This window comes from Streptomyces sp. NRRL B-3229 (assembly GCF_000719505.1).
GTDB lineage: Bacteria > Actinomycetota > Actinomycetes > Streptomycetales > Streptomycetaceae > Streptomyces > Streptomyces griseorubiginosus.
Window position 1 is genome coordinate 94753 of record NZ_JOGP01000034.1, and the last position, 14505, is coordinate 109257.

14 protein-coding genes and 2 pseudogenes are annotated in these 14505 nt (G+C 70.2%); 9 read left to right on the top strand and 7 right to left on the bottom strand.

Going from position 1 to position 14505, the window contains the following annotated elements:
* The first annotated feature begins 115 nt into the window (after positions 1-115).
* From IF54_RS0136115 to IF54_RS0136125, 3 genes are all read left to right on the top strand, one after another.
* On the top strand, positions 116-619 hold the full coding sequence (locus IF54_RS0136115; protein ID WP_030326680.1) for a MarR family winged helix-turn-helix transcriptional regulator: 504 nt from the start codon (positions 116-118) through the stop codon (positions 617-619).
* Positions 620-763: 144 nt separating this feature from the next.
* Positions 764-1273, top strand: a complete 510-nt coding sequence (locus IF54_RS0136120) for a sigma factor-like helix-turn-helix DNA-binding protein (protein ID WP_030326681.1) — start codon at positions 764-766, stop codon at positions 1271-1273.
* A gap of 118 nt (positions 1274-1391) precedes the next feature.
* Positions 1392-1640: a hypothetical protein gene (locus IF54_RS0136125; protein ID WP_030326682.1), complete on the top strand. Its 249-nt coding sequence runs from the start codon at positions 1392-1394 to the stop codon at positions 1638-1640.
* Positions 1641-1697: 57 nt separating this feature from the next.
* On the opposite strand, the gene IF54_RS0136130 is transcribed toward IF54_RS0136125, so the two are convergent.
* Positions 1698-2855, bottom strand: a complete 1158-nt coding sequence (locus IF54_RS0136130) for a cystathionine gamma-synthase (RefSeq protein WP_030326685.1) — start codon at positions 2853-2855, stop codon at positions 1698-1700.
* Positions 2856-3230: 375 nt separating this feature from the next.
* Here IF54_RS0136130 and IF54_RS0136135 point away from each other — a divergent pair, with 375 nt between their 5' ends.
* From IF54_RS0136135 to IF54_RS0136145, 3 genes and pseudogenes are all read left to right on the top strand, one after another.
* Positions 3231-4349, top strand: coding sequence for a hypothetical protein (locus IF54_RS0136135; protein WP_030326687.1), 1119 nt, complete (start codon positions 3231-3233; stop codon positions 4347-4349).
* Positions 4350-4443: 94 nt separating this feature from the next.
* Positions 4444-4545 (top strand): annotated as a pseudogene (locus IF54_RS42455) (peptide-methionine (S)-S-oxide reductase); the annotation flags it as partial.
* A gap of 232 nt (positions 4546-4777) precedes the next feature.
* Positions 4778-5371, top strand: a complete 594-nt coding sequence (locus IF54_RS0136145) for a DUF4291 domain-containing protein (RefSeq protein ID WP_030326691.1) — start codon at positions 4778-4780, stop codon at positions 5369-5371.
* A gap of 91 nt (positions 5372-5462) precedes the next feature.
* Here the strand turns inward: IF54_RS0136145 and IF54_RS0136150 are convergent, their stop codons facing one another.
* On the bottom strand, positions 5463-5810 hold the full coding sequence (locus IF54_RS0136150) for a hypothetical protein (protein WP_159002277.1): 348 nt from the start codon (positions 5808-5810) through the stop codon (positions 5463-5465).
* Between the two features lie 552 nt (positions 5811-6362).
* On the opposite strand from IF54_RS0136150, the gene IF54_RS0136155 reads away from it, so the two are divergent.
* Entirely contained in the window at positions 6363-7130 is a 768-nt protein-coding gene (locus IF54_RS0136155; protein WP_030326695.1) for an MBL fold metallo-hydrolase, read from the top strand.
* Between the two features lie 45 nt (positions 7131-7175).
* On the opposite strand, the gene msrA is transcribed toward IF54_RS0136155, so the two are convergent.
* On the bottom strand, positions 7176-7688 hold the full coding sequence (gene msrA, locus IF54_RS0136160) for a peptide-methionine (S)-S-oxide reductase MsrA (RefSeq protein ID WP_030326696.1): 513 nt from the start codon (positions 7686-7688) through the stop codon (positions 7176-7178).
* Positions 7689-7948: 260 nt separating this feature from the next.
* Here msrA and IF54_RS0136165 point away from each other — a divergent pair, with 260 nt between their 5' ends.
* Entirely contained in the window at positions 7949-8872 is a 924-nt protein-coding gene (locus IF54_RS0136165; protein WP_030326697.1) for a DUF5829 family protein, read from the top strand.
* A gap of 49 nt (positions 8873-8921) precedes the next feature.
* On the opposite strand, the gene IF54_RS0136170 is transcribed toward IF54_RS0136165, so the two are convergent.
* A complete protein-coding gene (locus tag IF54_RS0136170; RefSeq protein WP_030326698.1) occupies positions 8922-9305 on the bottom strand; it encodes a VOC family protein in 384 nt (127 codons plus the stop codon).
* Positions 9306-9466: 161 nt separating this feature from the next.
* Positions 9467-10507, bottom strand: a complete 1041-nt coding sequence (locus tag IF54_RS0136175; RefSeq protein WP_030326700.1) for an NAD(P)-dependent alcohol dehydrogenase — start codon at positions 10505-10507, stop codon at positions 9467-9469.
* A 186-nt stretch (positions 10508-10693) separates the two neighbouring features.
* Here IF54_RS0136175 and IF54_RS0136180 point away from each other — a divergent pair, with 186 nt between their 5' ends.
* The gene (locus IF54_RS0136180) at positions 10694-11596 is read left to right on the top strand and encodes a helix-turn-helix domain-containing protein (RefSeq protein WP_030326702.1); all 903 of its coding nucleotides are present in this window, start codon (positions 10694-10696) and stop codon (positions 11594-11596) included.
* A gap of 102 nt (positions 11597-11698) precedes the next feature.
* Here IF54_RS0136180 and IF54_RS0136185 read toward each other — a convergent pair whose 3' ends face one another.
* Together IF54_RS0136185 and IF54_RS40020 are read right to left on the bottom strand one after the other, a co-directional pair.
* The gene (locus IF54_RS0136185) at positions 11699-12469 is read right to left on the bottom strand and encodes a group II truncated hemoglobin (protein WP_030326707.1); all 771 of its coding nucleotides are present in this window, start codon (positions 12467-12469) and stop codon (positions 11699-11701) included.
* Positions 12470-12565: 96 nt separating this feature from the next.
* Positions 12566-14505, bottom strand: a pseudogene (locus IF54_RS40020) (S8 family serine peptidase); the annotation flags it as partial.

Genomic DNA, 14505 nt, shown 5'->3' on the forward strand with positions numbered 1-14505 from the left:
CCGAGACGGGTTTGCGCAGCGCTGGTACGGCTTGCCTCCCGGCCGCGTACTCTGTCCCCCAATTCAGCTCCCCCTTTCATGAAGTGAGCCTCCGGCCATGCCCACTACACCTGAAATGTCGATGGACATGACGACCGTCGGTGACACCGGTCTCCTCGACACACTCCAGCACGAGGTGGCGCTCTTCGCCCGTCGTGCCGAACAGACCCGGCTCGGCGGGGTGGGGCAGGTGCGCAACTCCATGGACCGGGCCGCGTACCTGCTGCTCAACCGGCTCGACAAGGAAGGTCCGATGGGCGTCAAGGCCCTCGCGGCGAGCATGGGGATCGACTCGTCGACCGTCACCCGGCAGGTGGCCCCGCTCGTCGACACCGGGCTGGTCAAGCGCACCTCGCACCCCGAGGACGGGCGCGCCGTGGTGCTCCAGCTGTCCCCGCGCGGACAGTCCCGGCTGGAGGAAGTGCGCTCCTCCCGGCGTCAGTTGATGGCCGAGCTGACACACGACTGGGCGCCCGAGGAGCGCGAGGCGTTCTGCACGCTCCTCACGCGCTTCAACACGGCGCTCTCCTCCCGGATGGCCGCCCAGGACGTCCCGGCACCGGAGGTCCAGTCGTCCTAGCCCCTCCCCGCACACGCGTGTGCGGCCCCACCTCTTGACCGGACGGCCGTGCCGGGCCTCATATGAGACCGGGGGGCCTTCGAGACCGGGTTCTCGTGGTCGTGCGAAGCCGTCGTACGACCGTCCGCGGCGGCGGGAGGTGCGGTGCGGCAACGGCAGGTGGTCCAGGGCACGCGTCGGGCCAGGGAGTTCGAGGCGTTCGTCGCGGGCGCATCCGGGCGGCTGCTGCACACGGCCACCCTCCTGACGGCGGAGGCCCCGGACGACAACCCGCGCGCACGACGGCTGCTGACCCTGGCGCTCGCCCACACGTACGCGTGCTGGGACCGGCTGCGCGGCGAGGATCCCTACGACCGGACCCGCCAGGACCTCGCGCTGCGCTACGCGCACGGCACCTGGCGCCGCCACGGACTGCTGCTCCGCGGCCGTACGCACTCCGCCGGCCCACTGGCCGGGCTGGCCCCCCAGGAACGTCTGATCGTGGTGCTGCGGCTCTACGAGGGGGTGGCCGAGGAGCAGGCGGCGGCGCTGCTGGGTCTGCCCACGGAACGCGTCAGCACGATCTGCGACCGGGCGACGGCGACCCTCCTGCATCCCCCGCGCGAGGCCGCACCGGCGGTGGTGGGCGCGAAGGCGAAGGTGGCGGCGTCATGAGACACGCGCTCGTGAGACACCCGCTCCCGGGACCCGCACTCCTGGGACACCCGCTCCCGAGACCCGCGCTCGTGAGACACCCGCTCCTTGGACGCACGGAACGCCCGGGGAGGTTCGCGTGAACCGGAGCCAGCGTGAGGCCGCCGTGCGGCAGCTCATGGAGCGGGCGACGCCGCAGGTGCCGGCGGACCTCTACGGGGACGCCGTACGGCGCGGGACGCGCATGCTGCGGCGCAGGGTCGTGGCGCGCCGGCTCATGTGGCTGGCGCTGTTCGCGGCGGGTGTGGCGTTCACGGTGTGGGCGCTGACCGCGCACCCGTGGGTGGAGCCGCCGTCCACGACGACTCCACCGATGACGGGCTGGTGAGCCCGGGCCGCTCGTGAGCCCGGCCGCCGGCCGGTGCGGCCCCGGACTGCTCCCGGACTACTTGGTCAGCGCCTGCTGGAGGTCCTCCAGCAGGTCGTCGACGTTCTCGATGCCCACGGACAGGCGCACCAGGTCCGCGGGCACCTCCAGGGCCGAGCCAGCCACGGACGCGTGCGTCATCCGGCCCGGGTGCTCGATCAGCGACTCGACGCCGCCCAGGGACTCTCCCAGGGTGAAGATCTTCGCGCGGTTGCAGACCTCGACGGCCGCCTCCTCGCCGCCCTCCACCCGGAAGGAGACCATGCCGCCGAAGGAACGCATCTGCTTGGCGGCGACCTCGTGGCCGGGGTGCTCCGCCAGGCCCGGGTAGAGGACCTGCGTCACGCGCGCGTGCCGGGTGAGCATGTCGGCGACCTTGGTGGCGTTCTCGCTGTGCCGGTCCATCCGCACCGACAGCGTCTTGGCGCCGCGCAGCACAAGCCAGGAGTCGAAGGGCCCGGCGACCGCGCCCATCGCGTTCTGGTAGTACGCCAGCTCCTCGCCGAGCGTCTCGTCGGCGGTGACCAGCGCGCCCCCGACGACGTCGGAGTGGCCGCCCATGTACTTGGTCAGGGAGTGCACGACGACGTCGGCGCCCAGCGACAGCGGCTGCTGGAGGTAGGGCGTGGCGAAGGTGTTGTCGACGACGAGCTTCGCGCCCGCGTCCCGGGAGACCTGGGCGACGGCGGCGATGTCGGTGATGCCGAGCAGCGGGTTGGAGGGGGTCTCCACCCACACGGCCTTGGTCTTCGGGGTGATCGCGGCCCGTACGGCGGCCGGGTCGCTGGTGTCGGCGACCGACCATTCGACCCCCCACCGGGCGACGACCTTGGCGAACAGCCGGAAGGTGCCGCCGTACGCGTCGTTGGGGATGACCACGTGGTCGCCGGGGCTGAGCAGCGTACGCAGCAGGCAGTCCTCGGCAGCCAGTCCGGACGCGAACGCGAGGCCCCGGCGGCCGCCCTCGAGGGCGGCGAGGTTCTCCTCCAGGGCGGTGCGCGTCGGGTTGGCGCTACGGCTGTACTCGTAGCCGCCGCGCAGACCGCCGACCCCGTCCTGCTTGTAGGTCGAGACCTGGTAGATCGGGGGGACCACCGCGCCGGTGAGGGGGTCCGCGGTGTTGCCCGCGTGAATCGCGAGGGTCTCGAAGTGCTGACTGATGTGCGTGTCGCTCATGGGCCCCGAGGGTAGTCCGCTCGCGAGGCGGATGACGGACACCGAGGTCGGGGCGGTCGTACGGCAGGGTTTTCCCCCGGCGTCGGGGCGGGGGATTCCTGAGCGGGCGTGCGGTGTTGCGGGGCGGTCGGGCCATGGGCCGGTGCTGCGCGGCGGGGCTTGCGGGCCGCGGGCCGGTGCTGCACGGCTGGGCGTTCGGGCCGCGGGCCTGTGCTTCACGGCAGGGCGTTCGGGCCGCGGGCCTGTGCTTCACGGCAGGGCGTTCGGGCTGCTCGGGGCGGTTTTCCACAGTGGGTTCGTGTGTCGGTGCGGGAGTTTTCCACAGGCCGCCGACCGGGTTGGGCAATTGTCGGTGGCGTCTGGAACTCTTGAGGCATGGAGATTCTCTGGGTCCTGATGGCGGTGGTCCTGCTGGGCTTCGTGCTGCTCCCGTTCCTGCGGCGCAGGCGAGGCGGGATCGAGCAGGTCCCGGCAGGCCACCCGGACGCCGCGGACCCGGCGGACTACGGCTTCGTGCTGCAAGAGGAGCTGGACGTCCGCATGCCCGGCCCCGACCAGGACCTGCTGGACGTCCTGGACCTGGTGCAGCGCACCCAGGACTACAAGGCGGCCTCCCAGCTGCTGGCCGGCACCGAGCGGGAGGGCGAGCAGCGCTGGCAGCGGGTGCAGGCCTTCGCCGGTGCCGCCTCGCTGGAGTTGCAGCAGCGGCCGGGCGGCGTGAGCGAGGCGCCGGGCGGACAGTGGCTGCGGGTGTGGCGGGCCGAGCAGCCCAAGGACGCGGGCGGCGCGGCCGTGCACGCGGAGTTCCTGGTGCAGCAGGCGTGGCGCACGTCGACGCCGGGCACCGACGACTTCCGGATCATCATGGAGGAGGCGAAGGCGGCCTGCGGCGAGGCGGCGCTGCTGGCTCCCGGCGATCCCGTGCCGTACATCGTGGAGCTGTCCGTCGCACGCGGACTGGGCTACTCACAGGCGGAGTTCGAGCAGCTGTGGCTGAAGATCCTGGACCGGGCGCCGACCCATATGGGAGCGCATCTGGCCGCGCTGCACTACTGGTGCGAGAAGTGGCACGGCTCGCGGGAGCAGGCGTACGGCTTCGCGGAGGCGGCGGCCGCCCGTGCCCCGCGGGGTTCGTTGCTGGCCGCGATGCCGCTGTTCGCGGTCTTCGAGCACCTGCCGGAGGTGAACCTGGTCAGCGGCTTCTATCAGAGCGAGGTCGTCACCAAGGCGATCCACGGCGCGCTGCACGCGGTGCACTCGGCCCGCGCGGACGACCCGATGCTGGCTCATGTGCGGCATCTGCTGCTGTTCTTCCTGGTGCGCGGTGAGCGCTGGGCGGAGGCGATGAGTCAGCTCGTGCACATCGACGGCCACGTCGGCGCCCTGCCCTGGACCCTGTCCACGGACCCGGCCGCCGAGTTCGCGATATACCGGGCCCTGGCGGTGGCGGGGTACGAGGCGAACGGCGGCAGTCCGGCGACACTCGCCCAGTGACGCCGTAGGCGACGGTGCACGGTCTCGCCGCTCAACGCCCACTCTCTGCGTCCTCACTTGCGTCTCCCCAGCCGCTGAAGAAGGAGCCCGCGTCATGCTGTTCGGTCGTACACCCGTTCTGCCCACGCCCGAGCAGGCGTTGCAGGGGCGCCCGGAGCCGGTGTTCAGGGTCCCGGACCGGCACACGGTCCTCGGTCCTTCGCGATCGAGCACTGACACCAGCAGTACCTTGACAAGAACCCGGCGGTACTGCGGGTGGGGCGGGACGGGCGTGTCCTGTCCGATCGGCATCGGCATCGGCATCGGCATCGGCGAGGACGAAGGCTGACGTTGCCGAGTGGGCTCGGGTGGGTTTCGGGACGCAGGAACGGCAGACCCTCGCCGAAAATCAGTGGCCACCCCTGTCGGCCCACCTCACGCTGTACGCCATGGAAGAACCAACACGCAGGATCCGTGCGGCCCACTCGGACTCCACGATCACCGTCTACCAGGCGTACTCGCGCGAAATCGGCCTGCCGGCTGCCCGCGCCGGTCGTTTCCCGGCCGCGTGGAAGCGGGACAGGATGACGTGGATCAAGCCGTCGTTCCTGTGGATGATGTACCGGTGCGGCTGGGGCGCCAAGGAGGGGCAGGAGACCGTCCTCGCTGTCGAGATCAGTCGCGAGGGCTTCGACTGGGCGCTGCGCAACGCGTGTCTGTCCAGCTACGCCCATGGCCTGCACCCCAACCGGGCCACCTGGCAACGCCAGTTGAAGCGTGCTCCCGCGCGCGTGCAGTGGGATCCCGAGCGGGACCTGCACCTGCAACCCATGCCGTACCGGTCCCTGCAACTCGGCCTCTCCGGCGAGGCCGCGCGACGCTACGCCGACGAGTGGACCATCTCCATACGCGACGTGACCCCACTCGCCCGCGAGATCCACGCCCTCGTCAGCAGCGGCGACCTGGACTCCGCCGCCCGGCTGCTGCCCCAGGAACGCCCCTACCCCGTCGAGGACGAGGTCCTCGCCCCGTTGCACGGATGACACGGTGGTCCCGGACAGGTGCCTCGTGCCCGTTCGGGCTGGGGCCGGTCCAGGGAATGAGCGGCGACTTCGCGCGGCCGGCCTCTGAGGCTCAGCTTTCCCCCGGTGGCTCTACCTGCACCGGTGCGCCGTGGCCGATGGTCATGGACCAGCGCACGGCTGAGGGTGCTTCGACCGAGGCGACGCCGTCGCGGTCCGCCCCTGTCAGGGCCACCTCGTTGAAGATGGTGCTGCTCTCGTCGGCGGCACATGGCTGCGAGAAGGAGACCTGGACGGACCGTACGGCCACCTTGATCTTCCCTTCGCCCTGGCAGCGCACCGCAATGATGAGGGTCTGGCCCTTCCTGCCCTTGCTGTAAGCGACACCGGCGCCCCCGCTGGTCATTTCCTGGCGGCCGGCAAGAGTCTCACTGACGTCCAGCTCCGGCGGGGTCTGCACGGAGGGTTGTGCGGTGCTTGGCGCGGAGGTCGCCGTCGCCGGACCGGCCGAGGAGGAATGCCGAGGCTGGGCGGCCTGCCTGGCGTCCGGATGATCTGTTGTGCATGCGGCGGCGGGAAAGACCGTCGCAACGCACAGGAGACTCAGTCCTGTTGCGCGGGTCCAGCGCGGCATATCGGTCCTTCCAGAGGCGTCGTGCGAAGGCTGCGGGCATGGTCGCTGCCCTTGCATGCCTCGGGGACGTACCAGCACCTCCCGCGATCATGTCAGTCCTGGAGACGGGCTCCCGTCTTCGTCGCATTTCCTGAGGAAGACATGAGGTCACCCGCGATCACGGCGAACACCATCTGGTCACGACCGGTCGGTGGACTTCTCGGTGCCGGTTTCGCCTCGCACCCCGGGCACCGGCCACGACTTGGTGAGGGTTCGCGCGGGACCGCGACCGGACGACAAACCGCCCCCGGAGAAACCGAACCGGACCACAGCGATGAGTTCCGTGGCCGCCCGCAGTCCCAGCTCCGTGAGCGGGCGAAAGCGAAAGGAAGCGTGGACATGGGCGAGCTGATGCAGGTCGCGGACGGGGTCTGGGTGCGGCAGAGCGAGTGGGTCTGGTCCAACTCGGTCGTGGTGCGCGGGGACGAGGGGCTGGTCCTGATCGATCCCGGCATCCACGGCGCCGAGCTGGACCGGCTCGCCGATGACGTGGACGGGCTCGGTGTGCCGGTGGTCGCCGGGTTCTCCACCCACCCCCACTGGGACCACCTGCTCTGGCACCCCCGGTTCGGTGACGTGCCGCGCTACGCCACGGCCCCCTGCGCCCACCTCGCCGGCCAGGCCCGGGAGCGCGCCCAGGCGATGGCGGCGCAGAGCGCCTCCGCCGTTCCTCTCGACCTGGTCGCACTCGTGACCCCGCTGCCCGCGGAGGGCAGCCCCCTGCCGGGCGAGGTCGTCGAGCATCGGGCGCACGCCGTCGGCCACGCCGCGCTCCTCCTCGCGGACCGCGGTGTCCTGCTCGTCGGCGACATGCTCTCCGACGTACTGATCCCGCTCCTGGACATCCGTCAGGACGATCAGCTCAGCGCCTACGAGACGGCGCTCGACCTTCTCGAGAAGGCCGCCGCCCACGCAGATGTCGTCGTCCCCGGCCACGGCGCCCTCGCCACAGGCAGCGAGGTGACGGCCCGCCTCACCGCCGACCGCACCTACATCGCCGCCCTACGACGGGGAGAGGAACCGGCCGACGCACGCCTGGCGGCCGCGGAATGGCTGGCCGCCCCCCACCGCTCGAACCTGGAGCAGGCGCGAGTGCGAGAAGGGTAGGAGGGCGGCCGCGAACGACAGGAGGGCGGCCTGCACTCCCGCGCGTCAGTCCTTCGCCCGCTCCGGCAGCCTCCAGCCCGGGCGGGGGAAGTGGCAGGTGTAGCCGTCGGGGTAGCGCTGGAGGTAGTCCTGGTGCTCCGGCTCGGCCTCCCAGAAGGGGCCGACCGGCTCGACCTCGGTGACGACCTTGCCGGGCCACAGGCCGGACGCGTCCACGTCCGCGATCGTGTCCTCGGCGATCCGCTTCTGCTCGTCGTCGACGTAGTAGATCGCCGAGCGGTAGCTGAGGCCGATGTCGTTGCCCTGGCGGTTCTTGGTGCTCGGGTCGTGGATCTGGAAGAAGAACTCCAGCAGGGTGCGGTAGTCGGTCCGCTCGGGGTCGTAGAGGATCTCGATGGCCTCCGCGTGGGTGCCGTGGTTGCGGTACGTCGCGTTCGGCACGTCGCCCCCGGTGTATCCGACCCGGGTCGCCGTCACACCGGGAAGACGGCGGATCAGCTCCTCCATCCCCCAGAAGCATCCGCCCGCCAGCACGGCCCTCTGCGTCTGCGCAGCCATTGCCGCTCCTCCCATATATGTCCGCTCGGTCATTCGAGGCGCTCGGCCCACATCTCACCGGCAGTCCACGCCCACTGTGCTCAACGCAGCAAGGGTCCCGCCGATTCCGCCTCCCTGAGCCGCCGTGCCGCCGTGCCGCCGTGAGGCCGACGGGCATCTCAAACGCCGCCTCCCCGTCATTCGGCCTCCGCCGAAAAGGAGCTTTGGCCGCGAGCACCCTGTCCTACGATCCCCGCATGCTGATTCGTCGGACATTACGGATGATCGTCATACTCGCCGTAACCCTCGTCGGAGCGGTCAGGGGCGGTGTGGGCACCGCCCAGGCCGAGGGAAGCGGAAGCGGAGCCTCTTACGACCGGCAGTTGCTGTTCTACAACCACTCCTACGGCGTGCTCGACCGGGAGACCGCCGATGCCATCGAGCACTCCGCCTACCTGAAGGACTTCGCGAGTTTCGAGGTCCGCACCACGACCGGCTCCGGCGGGCAGACCTGGACCGGCCGCTATCTGCGGGGGCGCGAGACCTACCTGGAGCTGTTCGGGGTCGGTGACCTCCCCGGCCCGGACGGCACGCTCGGCGCCGCCGGACTGGGCGTGTCGACCGAACGGGACGGCGACCTGGCCACGGTCGCCGAGCGCATGAAGAGCGAGGGCGCCACCCCCGTCGAGTTCCTCCAGACCCGGGACTTCGGTGACGGGGTGCCCGTGCCGTGGTTCGACGCCCTGCTCACCGCCACCGAGTACGACGCCTTCCAGGCCTGGGCGATGGAGTACCGGCCGGAGTACTTCGCCGATCCCCGGAGCAACACCGAGCCGGCGAGCTTTCCCGGCGACGTCGGCAGGGAGCGCTATCTCTCCGACGACTACCGCAACCACCTGATGCGTGACATCACCTCGGTCCACCTCGCCGTCACCGAGGGCGACCTCGCCGACACCGTGCCGCTGCTGCGGGCCGGCGGGTTCACCGTGCGGACCCTCGCCAGTGGTGGCGTGGTCGCGGAGGGCGGCGGCACCACGATCCGGCTCGACGCCGTGCCGCGCGCGCAGGCCGGGTTGCAGCGGGTCACCATGTCCCTCAACCGGCCCGTGAAGGACCGGCACGTGGAGGAGATCGGCAACTCGACGCTCACCGTCGGACCCGGCAGCCACGCGGTGTGGACGTTCCCGGCCAACGGCACCCCGTAGAAAGGCAGCAGGAGCGGGGGCGGCCGACGCCGCCCCCTACCGCTGTCCCCTATCCCCCGCTCCCGTACGGCCGCGTCAGTATCTCCAGCCGATGGCCGTTCGGGTCGTCGAAGTACGCGCCCCGGCCGCCGTCGTTGCGGTTGATCTCGCCGGGGCGGTGGTGGAAGGGGTCCGCCCAGTACGTCAGCCCCGCTCGCTCCACACGCGCGAAGATCGTGTCGAACTCGTCCTCGGAGACCAGGAACGCGTAGTGCTGGGGCGTGATCTCGTCGGACGTGTCCATGTAGTCCAGGGTCACGCCGTTGGGGATCTCGACGGGGACGAAGGGGCCGTACTGCGGGCTCACCCTCAGGCCCAGGATGTCGGCCAGGAAGCGGGCCGAGGCCTGCTTGTCGTGAGCGGCGACGATGGTGTGGTTCAGCTGAACGGTCATCGTGCGGGCCTCCCGGAAGCCACGGTGCGTGACAGTGCCTCCTCACGAAAAGCCTACTCGCAAGGACCTCTCCGGCGGCCGTACGCCCAAGGACCCCGTCGGCCGCCGTACGGCGAAGGGCCCCGGCTGCTCGCCGGGGCCCTCCACCCAACCGGTCGGTGTCAGATCGTCGCCGTGTCGATCACGAACCGGTACCGCACGTCGCTGTTGACGACCCGCTCGTACGCCTCGTTGATCTCGGACGCGGCGATCAGCTCGATCTCCGCGCCGAGGCCGTGCGAGGCGCAGAAGTCCAGCATCTCCTGGGTCTCGGCGATGCCGCCGATCATCGAACCGGCGAGGGTCTTGTTGCCGCCGATGAGGGAGAAGAGGTTGAGCGCGACGGGCTCCTCGGGGGCGCCGACGTTGACCAGCGCGCCGCCCGTCTTGAGCAGGCCGAGGTAGGCGCCGAAGTCCAGTGGGGCCGACACCGTGGAGAGGATCAGGTCGAAGGTGCCCGCGAGCTCCTTGAAGGTGTTCTCGTCGCTGGTCGCGTAGTAGTGGTCGGCACCCAGCTTCAGGCCGTCGTCCTTCTTGCGCAGGGACTGCGACAGGACGGTGACCTCGGCACCCAGCGCGTGCGCGATCTTGACGCCCATGTGGCCGAGGCCGCCCAGGCCGATCACGGCGACCTTCTTGCCGGGGCCGGCGCCCCACTTCTTGAGCGGGGAGTAGGTGGTGATGCCGGCGCACAGCAGCGGCGCGGCCTCGTCGAGGGACAGGCCCTCGGGGATGCCCACCACGAAGTTCTCGTCGACGACGACCTTCTCGGAGTAGCCGCCGTAGGTGGGCTCGCCGTCCTTGCCGACGGCGTTGTACGTGCCGACGTTGCCGCCGGTGCAGTGCTGCTCCAGACCGGCCTTGCAGTTCTCGCACTCACGGCAGGAGTCGACGAGACAGCCGACGCCCACGCGGTCGCCGACCTTGAACCTGGTGACACCGGGGCCGACCTCGGAGACCACGCCCGCGATCTCGTGGCCCGGGACCATCGGGAAGATGGCCTCGCCCCAGCCCTCGCGGGCCTGGTGGATGTCGGAGTGGCAGATACCGGCGAACTTGATGTCGATCAGGACGTCGTGCTCGCGGACCGCCCGGCGCTCGATGGTGGTGCGCTCCAGGGGAGCCTTGGCGGCGGGGGCGGCGTATGCGGCAACAGTGGTCATGAGGGTGGTTCTCCTCGAAGGGGGGTGCGCGCCCGGCTGCCTTCTGTCGTGTTCCATCCGTCCGGGCACGATGTACAGCGTGCCCGGAGAACCGTCATCCACCCAGGTCACCGCTCAGCCTACGTTCGCTGTGCCTACTACTGGCGGGGACAGGATCGTGTGCGTACGACCGTGAATACTTGACGTATGGACGAGATGGCCGAGGAACGCGCCGGAGGCGGCTCACTGGACCGGCGTGCCGAGCTCAGCGAGTTTCTGCGCACCCGGCGGGCCCGGCTGAAGCCGGAGGACGTGGGGCTGCCGGAGTTCGGGCGGCACCGCCGGGTGCCGGGGCTGCGGCGGGAGGAGCTGGCGCAGCTGGCGGGCGTCTCGGTGGCCTACTACACCCGCCTCGAGCAGGGCAACGGGCGCAACGTCTCGGCGGAGGTCCTGAACGCGATCGCCCGCGCGCTGCGGCTGAGCGACGCCGAGCAGGCGCACCTGACGCATCTGGCGAAGCCGAAGCAGCACAAGAAGAAGGCGGGCGCGCGGACCGAGCAGGTGCGCGGGCCGTTGCGGCAACTGCTGGACTCGATCGAGGTCCCGGCGTACGTCTCGGGGCGCCGGTCGGACATCCTCGCCTGGAACCGGATGGCGGCAGCGGTCTTCGGGGACTGGTCGGAGCTGCCGGTGGCGGAGCGGAACTGGGCCCGGCTGGTGTTCCTGAAGCCGGAGTACCGCGATCTGTTCGTGGACTGGGACCAGAAGGCGTACGACATGGTCAGCTATCTGCGGATGGACGCCGGCTGCCACCCCGACGACCCGCTGCTGTCCACGCTGGTCGGTGAGCTCTCGCTGAAGAGCGAGGAGTTCCGGCGGCTCTGGGCCACGCACGACGTCAAGGAGAAGAGCTACGGCGTCAAGCGCCTCCGGCATCCGCTGGTCGGCGACCTGGCCCTGCACTTCGAGTCCTTCCGGCTGTCCGACGGCACCGACCAGGCCCTGATCACCTACCACGCGGAACCGGGCTCCCCCTCGGCGGAAGCCCTCCGCCTCCTGGCCAGCTGGGGCGCGGACGCGACCCGCGCGGGGGAGTCGGCGCGCCCCTGAACACCGGGCATGGGCACACCCCTGGCGCGCCCCTGAACCCCGGGCACGCCCCCGAACGCTGATCGGCAGCACCGGGTTTCTCTCCCCTCCTCCCCCCGGGTCTCAGCCTCGATACGGCGGCGCCGCCCCCCACGTCCACACGGGAACCGGCTGGTCCGCCGGCGGTTTCGCGTCCGGGCCCGAGAAGTGGACCGCGAGACGGGTGCCCCACTCCACGTACGCGAGGAACGCCGAGCGGAACTCCGGGTCGGTGGGCAGGCCGGCCTCGTCGGCGGCGTCCTGGATGAGGTTCACCCAGCGGCGGCGCTGCGGCTCGGTGATCCCGCGGCCCATGTGCTTGGCGACCATGTGCCCGTGTCCGCCCTGCGTCTCGGAGTAGGCGGGCGGTCCGCCGAAGACCTCGGTGAGCCAGAGCGCCACGTGCTCGGCGTGCTCCGGGGCCAGGCCCTCGAACACCGGGGCCAGGAGGTCGTCGGCGAGAACCTTCTCGTAGAAGACCGTGGTGAGCCGGGAGAAGGCTTCCGCGCCGCCCGCCCAGGCGAAGAGCGTGGGGACGGCGGCGCCCCGGCCGCGGACCGCCGTCGGCTTGTAGTGCCGCATCTCCTCGATGTTCTCGGTGTACGGCCGGATGTCGGCGAGGAAGTCCGGGAACAGCTCCGACTTGCGGAAGCCCTCCAGGTGGTCCTCGGTCGAGGTCCAGGTGATGCGCAGCACGTAGTGCTCGAAGTCCTCCTCACAGCGCGCGAGTTCGTAGTCGACGCACTGCGGGGCCGCCGCCAGCTTGGCCGAGGCGTGGGTGTAGGCGGACAGGAACTCCGCCGAGCGGTCTTCCGGGATGCGGTAGCGGATGTACTCGACGGTCTCTGTGGTCATACGGCCACTCAAACACGGACGCCCGCCGGAAGCAGTGCTTCCGGCGGGCGTCGTGACTACCGCTGCCTACGGGGTTCTACAGCCCGTAGTACGCGATCACTTGCCGTAGTACGCGTTGTAGATCGAGATCGTCGACTTGTTGCCCTTCTTGTCGGCGATCTTGGCGTGGAAGGAGATGGCCTTGCCCTTCGCCGGGTTCTTCGGGAGGGTGGCCGCATCGGCGCCGGTCGGCTTCTTGGACTTGAACTCCCAGCTGGCGTCGATGCGGGTGGAGGCCGCCGCGACCTTGACGCTGCGCTTGACCGACGTGGTCAGCTTGTACTTGGCCTCGCCGGACGGGACCGTGAACTCCTTGCCGCCGAACAGCGGGTCGTCGTTCGTGCCGACCTTGACGCCGTTGCGGTAGAGGCTGGTGCTGACCGCGGTGAAGTCGGACGAACCGGCGTGGCCGGCACCGTCGGCGAACAGCGGCACGATGCCGTAGATCGCGTTCTCGTAGCGGAAGAGCCCGTAGTACTTGTTCAGGTGCGGGCCGAAGACCGCCGTGTTGAAGGTCTTCGAGTACTTCTGCCCCGCCTTGAAGGTCTGCGCGTCGTCCAGGCTGTAGTAGGCCTCCGTGATCGGGAAGCCGTCCGCGTCCTTGCCCTTGTACTGCGAGAGGTCGAACATCCACTTGACCTTGTCGACCGTCGACAGGTACAGCGTGCGGGTGCTCGGCAGCTTCTGCTCGAACGACATGCCGAGGGTGAAGTCGGTCGGGAAGAAGCCCATCACGGACATCGCGCCGGTCTTGCCGGAGCCGCCCGAACCGAGGTTGTTCTTGACCGTGGCGAGCTCGCCGGCCTTGAAGTGCCGGACCTTGTCGCCCTGGATCTTCTTGACGTCGGCCGTGGTGGCCACGTCGTACTCGGTGTTATCGCCCTTGGTCCACTGACCGCTCCAGGTCTGGTGCAGACCGGAGACGTCACCGCCGAGCGGAGCCACGCGGACGCCCTCGAAGGACTTGAGACCGATGCTGAAGCCGATGCCGGCCGGGTCGTAGTTGTAGCTGATCACGCCGAGCTGCTGCTTGGCCTGCGCGTCCGGGACGGTGATGTCGGACGTCTTGGTCTTGCGGGCGTCGATCGTCACGGAGACGTTCTTCGTGACGCTCAGCTTGGGCTGGACCAGCCAGTCCACGCCGCCCTCGAAGTTCACGAAGTCCTTGGCGATCCAGGCGTCCAGCAGGTAGGTGCCCTTGGGGACGCGCATCGTCGTCGTACCGGAGGGCGGCGCGACCGTCACCTGGAAGCCACGGCCCTCGCCGAGACCCGAGTAGCCGTAGAGGATGGTGTTGTAGTCGGCGGTCGGCTTGCCGTCACGGCCGATGTGCTTGACCGTGACGTCGTACGACTCGATCTCGCGCTGCACCGCGGCCGCGGTGCGCACGGTCTGACCGCCGCCGGTCGCCGTCACGTACGCGGAGTAGGCGCCGTCGAGGGTGCCGCCCAGCTTGGTGTTGACCGTGACATCGACGGAGGCCTTGCCGCCCGCCGGAACCGTCACCGTGGTCGCGCCCAGCTTGAAGAAGCCGGCCGGAGCGGCCTGGCCCTTCGGGTTGGTCGCCGTTGACGCCAGCTTCAGCGTCACGTCCTTCGACCCGAGGTTGCGGTAGGTCAGCTTCTTGGTGACCGGCTTGTCGTCGGTGTGCGGCCACAGTGGTCAGGTAGCCCGGCGGCTTCTCACCGACCTCCTGGTCGATGACACTGCCCTTGGCCGCTGCGGCCGTGATGTCCACGCCGGGCGCGGTGACGTCCGGCTTGATGGCTCCGTCCCCGACGCGCGGACCGGTGCTGGAGAAGTCGGCCAGCTTGTCCTTGTCGTCGACGGCGCCGACGGTGAGCGCGGCGTCCGCGCTGCCCGGCGAACCGATGGACTCAGGACCGGAGTTGCCTGCCGCGATGGCGAACAGGATGCCCTTCTCGGCCGAGAGCTTGTTGACCTCCGCCTCGAGCGGGTCGATCTCCGGGGTGTCGCCGCCGCCCAGGCTGAGGTTG

What these genes read in the sequence shown, in the direction of transcription:
- IF54_RS0136115 (WP_030326680.1), top strand. Translation starts at nt 116, where the DNA reads ATGTCGATGGACATGACGACCGTCGGTGACACCGGTCTCCTCGACACA.
- IF54_RS0136130 (WP_030326685.1), bottom strand. Translation starts at nt 2,855, where the DNA reads ATGAGCGACACGCACATCAGTCAGCACTTCGAGACCCTCGCGATTCAC.
- IF54_RS0136135 (WP_030326687.1), top strand. Translation starts at nt 3,231, where the DNA reads ATGGAGATTCTCTGGGTCCTGATGGCGGTGGTCCTGCTGGGCTTCGTG.
- IF54_RS0136145 (WP_030326691.1), top strand. Translation starts at nt 4,778, where the DNA reads ATGGAAGAACCAACACGCAGGATCCGTGCGGCCCACTCGGACTCCACG.
- IF54_RS0136155 (WP_030326695.1), top strand. Translation starts at nt 6,363, where the DNA reads ATGGGCGAGCTGATGCAGGTCGCGGACGGGGTCTGGGTGCGGCAGAGC.
- msrA (WP_030326696.1), bottom strand. Translation starts at nt 7,688, where the DNA reads ATGGCTGCGCAGACGCAGAGGGCCGTGCTGGCGGGCGGATGCTTCTGG.
- IF54_RS0136165 (WP_030326697.1), top strand. Translation starts at nt 7,949, where the DNA reads ATGATCGTCATACTCGCCGTAACCCTCGTCGGAGCGGTCAGGGGCGGT.
- IF54_RS0136170 (WP_030326698.1), bottom strand. Translation starts at nt 9,305, where the DNA reads ATGACCGTTCAGCTGAACCACACCATCGTCGCCGCTCACGACAAGCAG.
- IF54_RS0136175 (WP_030326700.1), bottom strand. Translation starts at nt 10,507, where the DNA reads ATGACCACTGTTGCCGCATACGCCGCCCCCGCCGCCAAGGCTCCCCTG.
- IF54_RS0136180 (WP_030326702.1), top strand. Translation starts at nt 10,694, where the DNA reads ATGGACGAGATGGCCGAGGAACGCGCCGGAGGCGGCTCACTGGACCGG.
- IF54_RS0136185 (WP_030326707.1), bottom strand. Translation starts at nt 12,469, where the DNA reads ATGACCACAGAGACCGTCGAGTACATCCGCTACCGCATCCCGGAAGAC.